Annotated in this window: 13 protein-coding genes; 2 read left to right on the forward strand and 11 right to left on the reverse strand. The window is 60.6% G+C overall.

Going from position 1 to position 17,502, the window contains the following annotated elements; translation table 11 throughout:
• The 3 genes from ABY44_RS40595 to ABY44_RS40605 form a co-directional block, all read right to left on the reverse strand.
• Positions 1 to 806 (reverse strand): c-type cytochrome (locus ABY44_RS40595; protein WP_431643473.1); only part of this gene is annotated, 806 nt, incomplete at its 3' end.
• 15 nt (positions 807 to 821) lie between these two features.
• Positions 822 to 3,056: a xanthine dehydrogenase family protein molybdopterin-binding subunit gene (locus ABY44_RS40600; protein ID WP_011546996.1), complete on the reverse strand. Its 2,235-nt coding sequence runs from the start codon at positions 3,054 to 3,056 to the stop codon at positions 822 to 824.
• Between the two features lies 1 nt (position 3,057).
• Entirely contained in the window at positions 3,058 to 3,513 is a 456-nt protein-coding gene (locus tag ABY44_RS40605) for a (2Fe-2S)-binding protein (protein ID WP_011546995.1), read from the reverse strand.
• Between the two features lie 610 nt (positions 3,514 to 4,123).
• On the opposite strand from ABY44_RS40605, the gene ABY44_RS40610 reads away from it, so the two are divergent.
• The gene (locus ABY44_RS40610; protein ID WP_011546994.1) at positions 4,124 to 5,812 is read left to right on the forward strand and encodes an FAD-dependent oxidoreductase; all 1,689 of its coding nucleotides are present in this window, start codon (positions 4,124 to 4,126) and stop codon (positions 5,810 to 5,812) included.
• Positions 5,813 to 6,135: 323 nt separating this feature from the next.
• On the opposite strand, the gene ABY44_RS40615 is transcribed toward ABY44_RS40610, so the two are convergent.
• The 5 genes from ABY44_RS40615 to ABY44_RS40635 form a co-directional block, all read right to left on the reverse strand.
• Positions 6,136 to 7,230: a LysR family transcriptional regulator gene (locus ABY44_RS40615; RefSeq protein WP_011546993.1), complete on the reverse strand. Its 1,095-nt coding sequence runs from the start codon at positions 7,228 to 7,230 to the stop codon at positions 6,136 to 6,138.
• A gap of 202 nt (positions 7,231 to 7,432) precedes the next feature.
• Positions 7,433 to 8,266 carry an alpha/beta fold hydrolase gene (locus ABY44_RS40620; RefSeq protein WP_011546992.1) on the reverse strand — a complete coding sequence of 278 codons (834 nt, stop codon included), beginning with the start codon at positions 8,264 to 8,266 and terminating at the stop codon, positions 7,433 to 7,435.
• 102 nt (positions 8,267 to 8,368) lie between these two features.
• Entirely contained in the window at positions 8,369 to 10,555 is a 2,187-nt protein-coding gene (katG, locus tag ABY44_RS40625) for a catalase/peroxidase HPI (RefSeq protein ID WP_011546991.1), read from the reverse strand.
• Between the two features lie 445 nt (positions 10,556 to 11,000).
• On the reverse strand, positions 11,001 to 11,720 hold the full coding sequence (locus ABY44_RS40630) for a hypothetical protein (RefSeq protein WP_011546990.1): 720 nt from the start codon (positions 11,718 to 11,720) through the stop codon (positions 11,001 to 11,003).
• A gap of 399 nt (positions 11,721 to 12,119) precedes the next feature.
• Positions 12,120 to 12,542, reverse strand: coding sequence for a transposase (locus ABY44_RS40635; protein ID WP_166488168.1), 423 nt, complete (start codon positions 12,540 to 12,542; stop codon positions 12,120 to 12,122).
• 561 nt (positions 12,543 to 13,103) lie between these two features.
• On the opposite strand from ABY44_RS40635, the gene ABY44_RS40640 reads away from it, so the two are divergent.
• Positions 13,104 to 14,084, forward strand: coding sequence for a GlxA family transcriptional regulator (locus tag ABY44_RS40640; protein ID WP_012339453.1), 981 nt, complete (start codon positions 13,104 to 13,106; stop codon positions 14,082 to 14,084).
• A 582-nt stretch (positions 14,085 to 14,666) separates the two neighbouring features.
• Here ABY44_RS40640 and ABY44_RS40645 read toward each other — a convergent pair.
• The 3 genes from ABY44_RS40645 to ABY44_RS40655 form a co-directional block, all read right to left on the reverse strand.
• Positions 14,667 to 15,206 (reverse strand): carboxymuconolactone decarboxylase family protein, encoded by a 540-nt coding sequence (locus tag ABY44_RS40645; protein ID WP_011546986.1) that lies wholly within the window; start codon positions 15,204 to 15,206, stop codon positions 14,667 to 14,669.
• A 119-nt stretch (positions 15,207 to 15,325) separates the two neighbouring features.
• A complete protein-coding gene (locus ABY44_RS40650) occupies positions 15,326 to 16,525 on the reverse strand; it encodes an MFS transporter (RefSeq protein ID WP_011694847.1) in 1,200 nt (399 codons plus the stop codon).
• Positions 16,526 to 16,586: 61 nt separating this feature from the next.
• Positions 16,587 to 17,345 carry an SDR family oxidoreductase gene (locus tag ABY44_RS40655; RefSeq protein WP_011546984.1) on the reverse strand — a complete coding sequence of 253 codons (759 nt, stop codon included), beginning with the start codon at positions 17,343 to 17,345 and terminating at the stop codon, positions 16,587 to 16,589.
• Positions 17,346 to 17,502 lie beyond the last annotated feature (157 nt).

Raw genomic sequence — 17,502 nt, forward strand, 5'->3', positions numbered from 1 at the left:
ACCATCGAACCGAACGCGGTCGCATGGCGGTTCGCGCCGGTCTTCAGGAACTGCGCGACCTCGGCCTCGTTCCAGCGGCCGAGCCCCGTGTTGGGCTCGCCGGTCAGGTTCGATGCGAACCAGTTGTCGATCGGCGCACCCGACAGGAACGCCGCGCCGCCTTCGTCGAGCGCCTTCTCCTGGAAGCCGACGCCGCGCGGCGTGTGGCACGACCCGCAGTGCCCGAGCCCCTGCACGAGGTACGCGCCGCGGTTCCACATCGCGTCCTTGGCCGGCTTGTCGGCGTAAGGCGTCGTGTCGAGGAACACCATGTTCCACAACGCGAGCGGCCAGCGCATGTTGAGCGGCCACGGGATGTCGGACGGCCGGTTCGCCTGCTTCACCGGTTCGACGCCGTGCATGAAGTACGCGTACAGCGCCTTGACGTCCTCGTCCTTCAGCTTCGCGTACGACGGATACGGCATCGCCGGATACAGGTTGTGACCGTCCTTCGCGACGCCCTTGCGCAGCGCGCCGGCGAACTCGGCTTCCGTATAGCCGCCGATGCCCGTTTCCGGATCGGGCGTGATGTTGGTCGTGTAGATCGCGCCCATCGGCGTGACCATCTTCAGGCCGCCGGCGAACGGCGTGCCGCGCGGCGCGGTGTGGCACGCGACGCAGTCGCCCGCTTTCGCGAGGTATGCGCCGCGAGCGACGAGCGCGCTGTCGGCCGGTGCCGTCTGCGCGGCCTGCGCGGCCGGGCCGGCCAGCATGGCGGACAGCGCGAGCAGCGATGCACGGAACGTATTCAGGGCGAGGTTTCGCATGATCGTCGCCTCCCCTCAAGCCGTCTTCAGCTGATCGCCGACCGGCAGCTTGCGCAGCCGCTTGCCGGTCGCCGCGAAGATCGCGTTCGACAATGCCGCGGCCGTCGCGGCCGTGCCCGGTTCGCCGATCCCGCCCGGCGCTTCGCCGCTTTTCACCAGATGCACCTCGATCGGCGGTGTCTCGTTGATCCGCAGCATCCGGTAATCGGTGAAATTGCTCTGCACGACACGGCCGTCCTCGATCGTGATCTCGCCGTACAGCGCGCCCGTGATCCCGAAGATGATGCCGCCCTGCACTTGCGCCTCGATCGTGTTCGGGTTGACGGACATGCCGCAATCGACCGCGCACACGACGCGCTTGACCTGCACCTCGCCGTTATCCACCGCGACGTCGACTACCATTGAGAAGAAAGTGCCGAATGCATACATCACAGACACGCCGCGCCCCTGCCCCTTCGGCAGCGACGGGCCCCAGCCGGCCGCCTTCGTCGCGACGTCGAGCACATTCAGCGCGCGCGGCGCCTTGCCGAGCAATGCACGGCGGTATTGCACGGGGTCGGTCTTGGTCTGCGCGGCCAGTTCGTCGATGAAGCTCTCGACGACGAACGTGCCCCGGGTCGGCCCGACGCCACGCCAGAACGCGGTCGGCACGTGGCGCGGCTCCTGGCGCACGTAGTCGACGAGCTGGTTCGGCAGGTCGTACGGCAGATCAGCCGAGACTTCGACCGCGTCAGGATCGATACCATTTCGGAACGCGGGCGGCGCGAAGCGCGCCATGAGCGACGAGCCGACGATCCGGTGCTGCCACGCGATCGGCTTGCCGTTCGCGTCGAGGCCGGCCGAAATCTTGTCGTAGTAGTACGGCCGATACATGTCGTGCTGGATGTCTTCCTCGCGCGTCCAGATCACCTTCACCGGCGCGTTGACCTGTTTTCCGACCTTCACGGCCTGGTCGATCATGTCCGTTTCGAGCCGCCGGCCGAAGCCGCCGCCGAGCAAGTGGTTGTGCACGACGATCTTGTCGGGCGACAGGCCCGTGAGTTGCTGCACGGTGTCAACCGCGCGCGTCGGCACCTGGGTGCCGACCCAGATCTCGCAGCCGTCGCCGCGCACGTGCACCGTGCAGTTCACCGGCTCCATCGTCGCGTGCGCGAGGAACGGCTGTTCGTAGACAGCGTCGACGCGCGTCTTCGCGTTTGCGAACGCGTGGCCGACATCGCCTTCCTTGCGCGCGACCGCGCCCTTGCCGCTCACCGCCGCCTGCGCGAGGTCGGCAACGATGTCCTTCGTGGACACCTTCGCGCCCGCGCCCTCGTTCCACTTCACGACGAGCGCCGATGCACCGCGCTTCGCGGCCCACGTGTGATCGCCGACCACCGCCACCGCGTTGTCGACGCGCACGACCTGGCGCACGCCGGGGATCTTCCTCGCGGCCGTGTCGTCGACGCTCGCGACCGTGCCGCCGAACACCGGGCTGTTCACGATCACCGCGTACAGCATGCCGGGCAGGCGCACGTCGAGCCCGAACTGCGCGGTGCCGTCGACCTTCTCCGGCGAATCGAGGCGCTTCGCGGGCGTACCGATCAGCTTGAAATCCGCCGGCTTCTTCAGCACGACGTCCTTCGGCACCGGCAGCTTCGCCGCGGCGTCGGCCAGCTGGCCGTACGATGCGCGCCGGCCGCTCGGCGGATGCTGCACTTCGCCGTTCACCGCACGGCAGGATGCCGGATCGACGCTCCATTGCTTCGCGGCCGCCGAGACCAGCAGCGTGCGCGCGGTCGCGCCCGCGCGGCGCATCGGTTCCCACGCGTAGCGCACCGACGTCGAGCCGCCGGTGAGCTGGCCGCCGAGCAGCGGATCCGTGAACAGTTTCTCGTTCGGCGGCGCATGATCGAGCGTCACGCTCGACAGCGGTACCTCGAGCTCCTCGGCGATCAGCATCGGCAGCGCCGTATAGACACCCTGCCCCATCTCGACCTTCGGCATCACCAGCGTGATCTTGCCGGCGCGGTCGATCTGCACGAACGCGCTCGGCGCGAACACGCCGGGCTGCGCCGGTTCGGCCGCGTCACCGCCGATCACCGAGCGCCGCGCATCGTCGCCTGCCGCCGGCAGGCTGAAACCGAGCAGCAGGCCACCCCCCGCCGCCGCGCCCAGCGACATGCCGAGCTTGAGGAACGAACGGCGCGATACGCCCGCGCCGGCGGCTTGTCCAGCGACCTTGCCTGCTTCGATCAGTCCTCGAGACATGTCACGCCTCCTTCGCGGCTTGCTTCACGGCCGCGCGAATCCGGTTGTACGTGCCGCAGCGGCAGATGTTGCCGGCCATCGCCGCGTCGATGTCGGCGTCGCTCGGGTTCGGGTTCGATGCGATCAGCGCGGTGGCGGCCATCACCTGCCCCGACTGGCAATAGCCGCACTGGACGACGTCGAGCTCGCGCCACGCCTGCTGGACCTTGTGGCCGGCCGGCGTCGCGCCGACGGCTTCGATCGTCGTGATCTTGCGGCCCGCGACGGCCGCGACCGGCAGCACGCACGAGCGCGCGGCGACGCCGTCGAGATGCACGGTGCACGCGCCGCATTGCGCGATCCCGCAGCCGAATTTCGTGCCGGTGAGGCCGACGACGTCGCGCAGCACCCAGAGCAAGGGCATATCGTCGGGGGCGTCGACCGTGCGGGTTTCGCCGTTGATGTTGAGGTTTACCATTCAGCCTCCAGGGCCGGTAATTGGGGAAGCGCCGCCGGCGCGCGCCTCTGTTGCTGCCACTGAGCGAGCCATCACTGCACGGCACGCTCCGAATAAGCCTGGTGTCCGCACTATATGTGCGTCAATACCACGACGCGCGACGCCACCGGCGAATATTTCGCGTATCACATACCCGGCGCGGACAGCCGCTGAAGCAGCAATGCCGGATCGCATCGATTCAGTCCGACATTGCCTGGCAAGCGCGTCCGCAGCGGTCAAGCAACCTCCGCGAGGGTGCGGACAATCTCATTGACGCTGCTCGCGCCGTCGACCATAACCACCCGCGATTGGCGCGAATATCATGCCGAAAATCCGCCACCGCCCATAGTCTCTACAACGACATTTACGGCTAGGATTTCGGACAAGCGGACGGGGCGCCTCCAACTTGGCCGACTCCGCTCGCTCCGCTTCTGGCCCGGTAACCTTGTCACACCGGGACTACATACCCACGTATAGTGGGACTCCCGCCTCGGACGTCGTACACTTTGCTCTCGAGTCAAGCAATGTTCCTCCCAGCGCGATCGACATCCGTATTTCGCACACTGTCCAGAATTCTCTTTCTACTTCAGCCATGCACGTGCGTTCAAATGATGATGGTAAGCAAGGCGATACCAACCCACTGTCCAGCCCGGTTGCGATTGGTGACACCGATTACCAACGGGAGCGATACCCATTACTCACCGAAGCGGAAATACACCGAATCACGCGATTCGGTGAAATCCGCGAGTGGAACGACGGCGATCAGATCTTCCGTGTGGGCGAGCCGGGCTTCGGTATGTTCGTCATCCTTTCGGGCTCGATTCGCGTCACTCGCCGGGATGCACTGAACCGACAGATTATTGTCAAAGAGCTGGGGGATCATCATTTCGTCGCCGAGGTTGGCCAGATATCAGGAGCGAGATGCCTAGTTGACGGCGATGCCGCAGGCAACGTCCGCGCACTTCAAGTTACACCGGCCAGGCTGCGGGCACTGATGATCGCAGAAGCAGAACTCGGCGAGCGCATCATGAGAGCCTTGATCCTGCGGCGAGCTGGACTCGTCGAAGGCGGCAGCGGCATCATCGTCGTCACGGAATCAAATTCGCCGATTCTCAATGCACTTCAGAACTTTCTCACACGGAACAGCATTCCCTACACCGTCGTCGATAGTTCGGATCTGGAGATTGCGCGCTACGTCAATCAATACCCCACCGATTCCGCAGACTATCCGCTCGTTATCTGCCCGGACGGAAAGGTTCTCTGCGCGCCAACCGAAACCGAACTGGCGACAGCGCTCGACCTCATTCCCGATTTTGATGAAGCCGAAGTGTTCGATGTCGCGATCGTCGGCTCGGGCCCTGCCGGCCTGGCCACTGCGGTGTATGCAGCATCGGAAGGCCTAGCTGCCGTCATTTTGGATAACCACGCACCAGGAGGACAGGCAGGCGCGAGCGCGCGCATCGAGAATTTCTTCGGTTTCCCGGCTGGTATATCAGGGTATGCACTGACCGCACGCGCATATATCCAGGCTCAGAAATTCGGTGCGCGCGTCGCGATCCCGGTGGATGTCGAAGCCCTGGAATGTGACACGTCTCCATTTCGCCTCCGGCTCGGTAATAACGGCACGGTGCGGGCCCATTCGGTCGTCATAGCTACAGGCGCGGCTTACCGCAAGCCTGCGATCGAAGGGATCGAACGTTTTCAGGGGCGAGGCGTGTATTACTGGGCCTCTCCGGTAGAAGCCAAACTATGCGCGGGGAAAAATGTCGTGCTTGTCGGCGCCGGAAACTCGGCCGGACAGGCCGCCGTCTATCTGGCATCGCATGCGAAACATGTCAGCATGCTTGTTCGGGGACCGAATCTATCCGACAGCATGTCGCGCTATCTCATCGATCGCATCGAATCGATGGACAACATCGACATTCACTTCAATACGCAGATTGCGTCGTTTCGCGGTGAGGATGAGCTGGAGGAAATCGAGATTGCCGGCTCCGACGGAAAGCGCACATCGAAGAAAGCGGAGCACGTCTTCCTGTTTATCGGGGCGATACCTAACACCTCGTGGCTTGACGGATGTGGGGTCACCGTCGACACATCCGGCTTTGTGCTAACGGGATCCGACGTTTCCGCACAGGCTGGAGAGCATGAAACCAGTGTCCGTGGCGTATTTTGTGCCGGAGACGTGCGGCATGATTCCACCAAGCGCGTGGCGGCCGCTGTCGGCGACGGAGCAGCGGTCGTCTCGCAGCTTCACAAGTTTCTTGCCAGCTTGACCGCATAAAACAGCGCCGATGACGGGTGCGGCAACGGTCATGCCACCATCACCTGAGACGGCGCCCCATGCAATCGGTCCGGCACTGCCTAGACACACGAATTGTCGGGCGTCATCATCATGCTCGAGCACCTTTCGCGCCCGTATTCCGGATAGATGACGGCAATGCAAGCAGTCGTCGTGGCCCGTTAACACATGACATTGACTATTGCAGATACGTTGACTTCGCAACGGGCTCAGCCGCCGATAAGGCACAACACATCGACTTCCGTCTTTCACGCTTTCCATGAAAGCAGAAGCGCAGTACCGTCCGACAAGAACACGTCACCCGGTCAGATTTCAAGCATCGCATGGAGAGCGGTCAGATCCAGTTCAACGTGCACGTCGGATTTCGCACGTCCGAAAACGAGGTGCTGTGCCCCTTCAGACTCCGCTGCAAACTGCGTGTTGCCGCGCGAAGCGTCCGTGCCCCAACACGACGGCAATGCGCGCGATTTTCCAATCTCCATCATTGATGGAGCAATCACATTCGCATTCCTCCAACGCAGCTGAATCTCGAGCCAGTCGATGAAAGCACGAATCGACCTCGGAATGTAGCGCTGGTCCACATAAAGGGCAAAGATCTGCAGCGATGTCGGACGATTTTCGGCTAAGAGGCTCACCAAACGTCCATTGGCTATTTCGTTCACTACCATTCGGCCGCACACCTGTGCGATTCCGATACCTTCAACAGCGTACTGAACTGCCGAACGCGCATCACTAACAGAGATCCGCTCGGGAAATTTCAAGCTCACCTCGCCTCCGTCCACGCAATATCTGAAGTCACGCACGGGGCCGAAACGGCGGGGGGAATAATGAATGATGTCGTGGCGATCCAAATCGCCAAGCTCATGCGGAACGCCGCGTCGGGACAGATAGGCCGGGCTCGCGACCGTCACTGCGTTGAAGTCGCCAATGCGTCGCCCGCGGAGCGACGAATCCGGCAGCGGCCCTACCGCGATCGCACAATCGATTCCGTGCTCGACCAGGCCGCCTGGATCGCCACCGATTTCTAGGCGAAGTTCCACTTCCGGAAATGTCAGGCGAAATTCCGGGATCAGCGGCAACACCGTATGAGCGATCTCCTGATCGATGTCCACCGACAAGCGGCCACGCGCCACATCCCGCGCGCCGGCGAGATGAGCCTTCACTTCTTCGATCTCGCCCAGCACCCGCTCGCAGTGCTCAAAATACTGCGCGCCCTCGGTAGTCAAGCGCACGCATCGCGTGGAGCGCTGCAACAAGGTCACGCCGAGATGATTCTCGAGATTGCGTACCAGGCGACTGGCCGTTCCGGCGCTGATGCCAAGCAGTTTTGCCGCTGCCGTGAAGCTTCCCACACGCACGATGTACGTGAAAATCGACATCGCCTGCAGTGTGATTTCCATGGTTTTCTCCGAACGAATTCTGAGGAATGGCAGTATCAAGCCCGTCAAAATCCAATCATCTCCTCACAATGCAATCGGTTTGGAATTTACGTCTGCTGATTCAATGACCGATGACCCATCTTGCTCACCCATCGGCATTTCGGGTCATCGGCAGATCCCGGGCCGAACTCGGTCATAGCCAGCATCCGGCCCAAGTTCTGCCTTACTTGCGTGTCGTGTTCTCGAAGAAAGCGAGCAGATCCGCATTGACCTGATCGGCGTGCGTGATCGCGATCCCGTGCGATCCGCCCGGATACACCTTCAGCGTCACATTCGGCGCAATCGCGGCCGTCCGGCGCGCCGACGCGTCGATCGGAACGATCTGGTCGTCGTCTCCGTGCAACACCAGTACCGGCACGTTGATCTTTCGAAGATCCTCGGTGTAATCCACTTCCGAGAACTCCCGGATACAGTCGAACTGGCCCTTGATCGAGCCCATCATGCCCTGCGACCAGAACGAATCTATCGTCCCCTGCGAAACCGTCGCACCCTCACGATTGAAGTTGTGGAACGGCACCGCCAGATCCCTGTAAAACTGCGAGCGGTTCTTCAAAACACCTTCGCGAATACCGTCGAACACTTCCATCGGCAAGCCGCCCGGGTTCGCTTCCGTCTTCAGCATGATCGGCGGTACCGCACCGATCAGCACCACTTTCGCCACACGTGCCGTGCCGTGACGGCCGATGTAGTGCGCCACCTCGCCGCCACCCGTGGAATGGCCCACCAGCATCGCACCGCGCACGTCAAGGTGATCGAGCAGCGCAGCCAAATCGTCCGCATAGGTATCCATATCATTGCCGTCCCACGGCTGCGCCGAGCGACCATGCCCTCGACGGTCGTGCGCAATGACCCGGTAGCCGCGACGGCCGAAGAACAGCATTTGCGCATCCCATGCATCCGAAGTCAGCGGCCAGCCGTGCGAGAAAACAACGGGCGTGCCATGGCCCCAGTCCTTGTAGAAAATTTCGGTATCGTCACCCGACTTAAAGTAACTCATTGCGCAACTCCAAACTTGTCTTGAATTGAATACATGTTCGGCGTATCGGCGGACGGCGCGTAACGGCATCGGACCATGACACGCCATCCGACCGTACTTCCGTTAATTGTGCTTGATATCGAAACGATCGGCGTTCATCACCTTCGTCCACGCGGCAACGAAGTCACGCACGAACTTCTGCTGCGAATCCTCGCTGCCGTACACTTCCGACAGCGCGCGCAGTTGCGAATGCGAACCGAACACTAGGTCGACACGCGAGGCCAGCCACTTGAGCTCGCCCGTCGCACGATCCCGACCTTCATAGGCTTCGTTGGCCTCCGAGGTCGGCTTCCACTCCGTGCCCATGTCGAGCAGATTGCGGAAAAAGTCGTTGGTCAGCACTTCGCGACGGTCCGTGAACACGCCGTGCTTCGAATCGCCCACGTTCGTGCCGAGCACGCGCAGGCCACCGATCAGCACCGTCATCTCCGGCGCCGATAGCGAAAGCAGTTGCGCCTTGTCGATCAGCAACTTCTCTGCCGGGATCGTATAAGCACCTTTCAGGTAGTTGCGGAAGCCGTCAGCGATCGGCTCGAGAACCGCCATCGAATCGACATCCGTCTGCTCGGCGCTTGCGTCGCCGCGCCCCGGCGTGAACGGCACCGTGATCTCGACCCCGGCTGCTGCTGCGGCCTGCTCGACACCCGCATTCCCCGCGATCACGATCAGGTCGGCCAGCGAAACCTGCTTGCCGCCCGTGGCCGCACGGTTGAATTCCACCTGCAGCGCGCCCAGCACCTCCAGCACCGTGGCCAGTTGCGCCGGCTGGTTCACTTCCCAGTCCTTCTGTGGCGCGAGACGCACACGCGCGCCGTTCGCTCCGCCGCGCTTGTCCGAACCGCGGAACGTCGAAGCCGACGCCCACGCAGTGGAGACCAGTTCTGAGACCGACAGACCCGATGCGAGCACCTTGGCTTTCAGCGCGCTCACATCCTGTTCGTCTACCTGGGGATGATCCGGCATCGGAATCGGATCCTGCCACAGCAATTCCTCGCTGGGCACTTCCGGACCCAGATAACGCACGCGCGGCCCCATGTCACGGTGCGTCAGCTTGAACCACGCGCGCGCGAATGCCTCGGCGAACTCGTTCGGATTCTCGAAGAAGCGGCGCGAGATCTTCTCGTAAGTCGGGTCGGCACGCAGCGCAATATCCGAGGTCAGCATCGTCGGTACACGGCGTTTGCCCGGTTCAAACGGATCCGGCACACTGTCCGCACCGGCGCCGCCCTTCGGCTGCCACTGATGCGCGCCAGCCGGACTCTTCGTTAGCTCCCAGTCGTAGCCGAATAGATTCCAGAAGAAATTGTTGCTCCACTGCGTCGGCGTCGACGTCCAGATCACCTCGAGGCCGCTGCCGATCGCATCGCCCGCCTTGCCTGACCCGAACGAACTCTTCCAGCCCAGCCCCATCTGTTCGAGCGGTGCCGCTTCGGGCTCAGGCCCGACGTGCGACGCATCACCCGCACCGTGGGTCTTGCCGAACGTGTGGCCGCCCGCGATCAGGGCGACGGTTTCCTCATCGTTCATCGCCATGCGTGCGAAGGTCTCACGGATGTCGCGCGCCGACGCCAACGGGTCGGGGTTGCCGTTCGGGCCTTCCGGGTTCACATAGATCAGCCCCATCTGCACTGCCGCCAGCGGCGTCTCGAGCTGACGATCGCCGCTGTAGCGCTTGTCGTCCAGCCAGGTCGATTCCATGCCCCAGTAAACGTCCTCGTCCGGCTCCCACGAGTCTTCCCGGCCGCCCGCGAAGCCGAACGTCTTGAAGCCCATCGATTCCAGCGCCACGTTGCCAGTCAGTACGATCAGGTCCGCCCACGAAATCTTGCGTCCGTATTTCTGCTTGACCGGCCAGATCAATCGCCGGGCCTTGTCCAGCCCGACGTTGTCTGGCCAACTATTCAGTGGTGCGAATCGCTGTTGACCTCGCCCTGCACCACCGCGGCCATCCCCCGTCCGGTATGTGCCGGCACTATGCCACGCCATGCGCACGAAAAACGGCCCGTAGTGACCGAAGTCCGCCGGCCACCAGTCCTGCGATGCCGTCATCAGCGCGCGCAGGTCGGCCTTGACCGCCGCCAGATCCAGACTATTGAATGCTTCAGCATAATCAAAGCCCGGATCCATCGGATCCGCCTCGCTCGAATGCTGGTGCAAAATCTTGAGGTTCAACTGGTTCGGCCACCAGTCGCGGTTCGTCGTCCCGTTACGCTTTCCATGGTTAAACGGGCACTTTCCCTCATTCGACATCTGGATTCTCCTCGTGTTGCAAATACGCAATCTTCAGTAAATCAACGTATATCCGAGCGTTCACTGATCCCGGAACTCTTCACTGCAAATCCGCAAAGTCAAAAAAATGGCGGAACACCTTCCGTAACGATCTTCCAGACGGCTTTGTTGCTCGAGACCATCTTGAGCGCACGCCCGGCGTTCTCGGTGACCTCACTTGCATTCTTACTCATGGTCGTCCCGAACCTGCTCGCATCGATCAGATGCGGAACATCGATCGCGCGAATTTAAACTCCCAATTCGGCGAGAGCAAATAGGCTTCAGTAGCATGACGTCCAGTCGAGCCGGCTGGCCTATCGACACGAGTTGCCTTCCTGGCTTCAATCGCCCGTGGCACGTCGACGCACAAACGTTTCCGTACGGGACAACACGCCCCGTCGGACGAGCTATATCGCTCCCTACCGATTCAAAGGAGTTCGATGTTCTCCAGATCAATTGATACGACCAGTGGTTCGGAAATCGAAGTACCGTCAGGCATGCGCGGATAAATCCGACGACGCATCGGAACTCGGATGCCGGAGACGGTCACATAGTCGCTCACGTAGTGCGCGCCAGGCGTGTTTCCGGCAATCTCTACGTCATAATCCAAACGGCGAATCAAGTTGTCGGGCCCGACATACATTGCCTGCACCTTGCTGAATACTTCGAGCGTCGCGGGGTACACTACATGGATCTTCCGCCACCGTTCACCTTGCTCCGACCACGGTCCGACGTCTTCACATTCGACACCATCGAAAGCAAGCAGGAACGGAGAATTCAGATACGTCCACATCGCACATCCGGCAAAAAAGGCCAACTGCAACGCATTCCACGGCGTCTCCAGCGTGTGGCCAGCGAACAATTCGCGCGGCTGCGCCTGGGCTTCAATGACGCGCCCCGAGTCGTCGAGGAGCGCAATGCGATCACCAGTGAACTCGCTTCGCGCGGCCACCGTCGCGAACGGTGCATGCGATGCCCACTGGCGATCCGTTGCAACCGAGACACGCGTGCGATCCAGCACGCCGCTCTGCCCTTTCAATCCCCACAGCGCGCCGCCCTGAATCAGATCGGCTCGGACCTCCCGAAATTTCCGCCATTGCTCGATCCCGCCATGCGCATCGATAATGCTTTGAGCGACCTTATTCATTTCTTCACCCCAAAGTTTAAATGGTTCATAGACAGAATCGTTCAGAACTTCACATCAATTCAAAAACTGATATCACACCAATCCATGCCAAATCCAGTTTGAGCGCCTCGATAAACGGACAAATCATCAAAAAAAGCAAATAGGTCACGGAAGAGTACGACATTCGATATAGCAAATGCGCATCTAAATACAATAAATCAGATACGCTCTATTAGATATTTCCACCCATAAACAAATTAGACAATATAATTCTCCAGCAAATCCAACACACGGATGATCTAATATTGTTGTTCACGATTTGCAACGCAGACAGACTGTGAGCCTGCGATCTCAGTCGTGCGATTGATTGATCCTGATCAGCAGTTCATTCGCCTGCACGTCGACGCATCGAAACTGCATTCAGGGGCCAGTAGGTGCTTGATACCGATACGTGACTGCCTCGGCAAGCGAACGATGAGGTAGCCACTTGCCCCCCCATTCTCGGCCATGCGTACGAACTCTCTGCACGCCTTCACTACGGACCTTCATCCCCGTACTGACGACCGCCGGATCAATCTGCTCGGTGCTTTGAAAAAGCTTCTGTTGAACCTCGTTCTTTTGCGACCAACAGCAGAGCACCGTGTAGCTCGGCCCGGGCAGGGTGATAGAGAAATCCAGATCACGAAGACTCCGCGCGGAACCCTGCAAAACACTCAGCGGCAAGCCGAGCACGGCCTTCAGACCAGACAATGCCCCAATAGGGGCATCGTCGCGCAGGCGTGAGCAATCACGCTTCAGTTCGGCATCGGCCGCACTCGCAATGGCGATTTCGTCGTCTCGCATCGTACCGATATCTCTGTTGATCAGTCCGGCGTTGCAGCCCACTCGGTTCCCGGCGCGATATCGCACCCTTGAATCTCGCGTATTGCTTGCGTGCCTGCTCATCTTTCTGACAAAAAAATCGATAACTTATGAAAGAGCACGAACTGTTGTCACGCGGTTCATGGTGCACCGTCGCACGTAACCTTCTTCATGCCCAACCTGACTGATGCTGCATTGCCGCGGCTCCTATGATCAACGCTGCTTACCAATTCTCAAAGGACATTTATGAGTATGATTTGAGACAAATCATCGACCCTATCCAACGCGTCACATTGAGTCTACAAACAGCCCTATTTTGGTGCAGCACCATCAGAACGTATCCATCTACCGAAGCACGGCCTTTCCATATGTTGGGATGTGACGACAAGATGTCGGCGCACAACGTTCCGTGGTCAATTCCCACAATAAAATTCGGGTTCCTACACAAATGATCGTTACCTTATAAAAATAATTTCGGATCCCTGCATTACTTCATTACACCCCCTATAATTCACCATTTTGATGAGAGACTTGGTGGGCAAAATGCATCGAATTGGTTTTCTCCTGACGGAAGGTTTCCAGGTGATGGCAATCGGGACTCAGGCTGTGTTCGAGATTGCGAACGTCGTAGCAAAAGAGCAGATTTACCATCTAACGAATGTTTCCGTCGCCGGCGGGCCGGTTCGTTCGTCGCTCGGTCTTTCGGTTCTGACTGAACCCGCAAACACGGCCGCTGCAGCCGATACATGGATGATCGGAGGTGTGATTAATCCGGGCACCCGGACCTCATCGGCCGCCGAACTTCAATTCATCAAAGAGATTGGCAGCAGTGCCCGGCGCGTGGCCGGGCTATGTACAGGTGCGTTCATCCTCGGCGAGGCGGGCCTGCTCAATGGAAGACGTGCCACAACCCACTGGGCCTATGCAGACGAACTGCAACGGCGCTTGCCGCTTGCCCAAGTCGTGCGCGACTGGATCTTTATTACCGATGGCCCGATTTGGACGTCCGCCGGGCTGACTGCAGCCATGGATCTCGCGCTCGGTATGGTGGAAGAAGATATCGGCCCCGAGTTTGCGAACTCGGTTGCGCGTGCACTCGTGATGAATCAACGACGTTCGGGCCGGCAATCGCAACAATCCGAGTTGCTGGCACTAGCTCCCAAGTCCGACCGGATACAACTCGCGCTCGAATACGCCCGCGCCAATCTGGCAGAGCCCTTGCGCGTCAGCGATCTCGCACGAGCCGCACATATCAGCACTCGGCAATTCGCGCGCATCTTCCTCGCGGAGACTGGCGAGTCTCCTGCCAACGCGATCAAGCGGCTGCGACTCGAAGCGGCAAGGGTCCTGATCGAGCGTGGCCGGCATACGCTCGATACCATTGCACGCGAAACGGGATTTCGCGACCGCAATCACCTCCGCGAAGCGTTCGTTCGCAGTTACGGCCTGACTCCTCAGGCGGTGAGAAGATCCGTTCGCAATTCGATCGAAGATCAGCCCGAGGAACTAAGCGAAGCTGCCTGACGAACTGGCACGCGCGGGACGAGTAATTGATCTCGCGTTCTCGGCCGATCAACCTCCATGAGCGGCGTTGATCCTGTCCTCACCACGCCCAATCGAGTCGCCAATCTGGCGACGTCAAGCCGCCCTCGACGAACGACACGCAATAGCCCGGTGCCACGCTTGTGTCGCGTGGAGATATGACGACATTGCCGATCACGATTTCCGTCGCGGACATCGGTCTTCGACCGACAAATGACCGCGAACGCCGAGCGTCAAGGTGGACACACCCACTGATCGGAAAAGTCGACGCCACCTGAACCTGCATCGCGATGCCAATCATTAGCATCACCTGATAGTTCAAGGGCGCCGCCTCAGACATCAAACGAAAGAAGCTGTCGATATCATCATTCGATTCGATCGTCAGCGATTCGGCTTCGGCATGTGCTCGCCAATTGCACAGTCCAGCAGCTCAAACATCAGCCGCACATGCCGCAGGCACCGGAACGTCGATTGCGTGGCCGCGCCCGGCACACTGTCGACAGTCCGATCGACGACGAATGACACTCCTGCGGAGCATCGAGTTCCTGCCCAGTAGCGGATGCCCTACTTCAACGCGGGGAAATCCACGACCGTGTTATTCACTCGATTGAATACGTTCGTGAACGTGATGAGCGCGATGGCCAGAGCAACATCAACGACGGACTCGTCCGAGTATCCTGCTGACCGGAAAGCCTCCAATTCCTCTGACGCAATTGTTCCGCGGCTTTCCTGAAGAACCCGAATGAACCGAATCAGCGCATCGCGACGTGCGTCACCAGTGGGCTCCAGGGCCCTAATCGCGCGCACGGCATCGACCGCGATACCGGATGCCTTGCTGGCCAGGCTATGTGCTGCCACGCAGTAGTCGCAACCGGAAATGGCGCTGACCACGAGTTTGATCGTTTCGCAATCCTGTGCGGACAGCGAGCCCTTCGAGAGCACCGCGTCGGCGGAAAGAATCGCCTGCAGCGCAGGCGTATTCAGAGCACCGATGGCCGCATAAGCGTTCGGAACCATGCCCACCGCCTTGCGGATGGTGGCAAAAACGTCGGCGGTCGCGCCAGTGGCCGCAGCAGCGGCAGGCGTATTGATCCGGGCAGTCATTTGGTCAGCTCCATTTGAGGTTGTCTTCGCGGGCGAGCCATTCGCCATCGAAATTTGATAGAAGTCTTGTTGATTGAATCGGTCAGGCACCGAGGGCACCGTACAAGCATCGTCCAGTTTCAGGCACGGGCGTTTCTGCTAAGGACCGCGTTGAGAGCCAAGGCGATCAGTTCGGCCAGCGCCGCCACGGCTCCGATGCCCCAGACAGCGCCTGAGCTCAACACTGCGGCGCCCAAGGTACTGCCGACAGAAAAACCGAAGTACATGGTGGACGTATTGAGCGCGAGGGCAACCGGCGCTTGCGCCGGCGCGCCGGCCGCGATGAGCCGCGACATCTGGGCCGGGAAGTACGACCAGACAGTAAAGCCCCAGACAGCGACTGCAACAAGCACCGGAACCAGGGCAACCTGCGGCGGCAGACGCGAGGCGATAGCCAGCGCCAGGAACGACAGGCCCAGCAGCATCAGCGATCCGTGCACCACCCGATTGGCCCCGAAGCGGTCATTGAACACACCTCCAGTCATCACCCCTGCTGCCGCAGAAAGCCCCCATAGAGAAACCGTCGCCGTGATTGCATTCGGGCCGAAAGCAAGGACGGCATCCAGGTATTCCGCGATGTACGGATAGGCAGCAAAGGCGCCGATCGACCAGAACAGGCTGACTCCAAGCAAGCGCTGAATCGGAGCCTGGCGGATCACGGACACACGTTCGCGCAGGCTCGCCACGGCAACTCCCTCTCCGGCGTCGCGGGCAATACCCGCGAAGATGCCCGCAATGGCGATGACGCTCATTGCGCCGACCAGCAGAAAGGTCGCACGCCAACCGAAAGCGTGACCGATCATCCCGCCTAGCGGCAGTCCGAGTGCGATGGCCAATGTCTGGCCCGCGCTGACGATGGCGAGTGCGCGGCCTCGCATGCTCGGCGGCACGATGACACCGGCGAGCCCATTGGCCGCTGGTACATACAGGCCTGCAGCGATAGCCATCAATACCCGTGCTCCGATCAGCAAGGCGAACGATGCGGACACCGCCGCCGTCACGTTGCCGATGGCGAACAGCGACATGGCTGCGAGCAAGACCCACTTGCGCGCCATCCGGCCGGTGGCAACCGTGGAGATCGGTGATGACAGCGCCAACACAAGGGTGAAGACGATGACGAGCACCGCAACGGTCGGGACCGGCAAACCGAAGTCCTTGGCCATGACCGGCAGCAGCGGCGCAATCATAAAGCCCTCGGTGCCGATGGCGAACGTTCCGAGGGCAAGGAACCCGGCCGGCATGAGCGCGGCTCGGGAGTTCACGGCGAGCGACACGTTCATGACGCGAGTCTCGTTGATGTGGGTCCGCACCCGTGCGGACCCAATGGTATGGCCGGATGCGTCAGACCGGGATAGGGTTCGCGGCGATCTCGGCGTTGAAGCCATCGATCAGCGCGTGTTCGCCCAGGCCGGGATTGTCGCGCAGCGCGCGAATCGCCTCGACAAAGACTTCGGGCTCTTCGGTCGCCAGGCCCTTCATCGTTTCTGCGATGAATGCATCGAGCGGCATGGCGCGCGGGTCGCCACTCTTCTTGATGAGGTCGGTGTCGACCCACGGAGGCGCGATTTCCTGCACGGACACGCTCGTGCCCTTGAGCATGAAGCGTTGCGACAATGCATACGAATGCAGCGCCGCCTTCGAGGCTGAATAGACCGCGTTGGTCGCGATCGGCACATAGGCCAACACCGAGGTGTTGTGGATGATCGTCGCGCGAGGCTGCGCCTTGAGGTGCTCGATCAACGCCGAGGTCAGACGAATCGGACCCAGCAGATTCGTGTCGAGGATTTGGCGGGAGACGGAATCATCGATCCGGCCGGAAGGATCATCAAACGGCATGATCCCGGCATTGTTGATCAACACGTTCAGCGACGGATAGTCGCGAATCAACTGCGCTGCGACGCGGTCGATGTCGGCCGCATCCGAAATGTCCAGCGCCACACCTTCCATGCCCGGATTGGCTGTCGTGACCTCATCGAGCAGAGCCTTGCGGCGCCCGGCGATGATGACCTTGTTGCCTAGTGCGTGAAACTGCTCGGCCAGCGCGCGACCAATGCCGGAAGTGCCGCCCGTGATGAAAATGGTATTGCCCGTCATCTGCATGATTCTTCATTTCCCTTGCGCCACCATGGCGCTTTCGATGTATGAACTATGCGCGAGTTGGGTTGCACCTCAAATGACATATAAACGGCGATAACAGTCATGCAAGACTCGTGACGGGAACGAATACCCGGTCGTCAGCTGGTTCCCATGAGAATCC

The organism is Burkholderia sp. ZZQ-2 (genome assembly GCF_050768715.1).
Classification (GTDB): Bacteria; Pseudomonadota; Gammaproteobacteria; order Burkholderiales; family Burkholderiaceae; genus Burkholderia; species Burkholderia cepacia.

Bases quoted from the DNA above. Each gene is read 5' to 3' on its own strand.
- ABY44_RS40600 (WP_011546996.1), bottom strand. From the start codon at position 3,056: ATGTCTCGAGGACTGATCGAAGCAGGCAAGGTCGCTGGACAAGCCGCC.
- ABY44_RS40605 (WP_011546995.1), bottom strand. From the start codon at position 3,513: ATGGTAAACCTCAACATCAACGGCGAAACCCGCACGGTCGACGCCCCC.
- ABY44_RS40610 (WP_011546994.1), top strand. From the start codon at position 4,124: ATGCACGTGCGTTCAAATGATGATGGTAAGCAAGGCGATACCAACCCA.
- ABY44_RS40615 (WP_011546993.1), bottom strand. From the start codon at position 7,230: ATGGAAATCACACTGCAGGCGATGTCGATTTTCACGTACATCGTGCGT.
- ABY44_RS40620 (WP_011546992.1), bottom strand. From the start codon at position 8,266: ATGAGTTACTTTAAGTCGGGTGACGATACCGAAATTTTCTACAAGGAC.
- katG (WP_011546991.1), bottom strand. From the start codon at position 10,555: ATGTCGAATGAGGGAAAGTGCCCGTTTAACCATGGAAAGCGTAACGGG.
- ABY44_RS40630 (WP_011546990.1), bottom strand. From the start codon at position 11,720: ATGAATAAGGTCGCTCAAAGCATTATCGATGCGCATGGCGGGATCGAG.
- ABY44_RS40635 (WP_166488168.1), bottom strand. From the start codon at position 12,542: ATGCGAGACGACGAAATCGCCATTGCGAGTGCGGCCGATGCCGAACTG.
- ABY44_RS40640 (WP_012339453.1), top strand. From the start codon at position 13,104: ATGCATCGAATTGGTTTTCTCCTGACGGAAGGTTTCCAGGTGATGGCA.
- ABY44_RS40645 (WP_011546986.1), bottom strand. From the start codon at position 15,206: ATGACTGCCCGGATCAATACGCCTGCCGCTGCTGCGGCCACTGGCGCG.
- ABY44_RS40650 (WP_011694847.1), bottom strand. From the start codon at position 16,525: ATGAACGTGTCGCTCGCCGTGAACTCCCGAGCCGCGCTCATGCCGGCC.
- ABY44_RS40655 (WP_011546984.1), bottom strand. From the start codon at position 17,345: ATGCAGATGACGGGCAATACCATTTTCATCACGGGCGGCACTTCCGGC.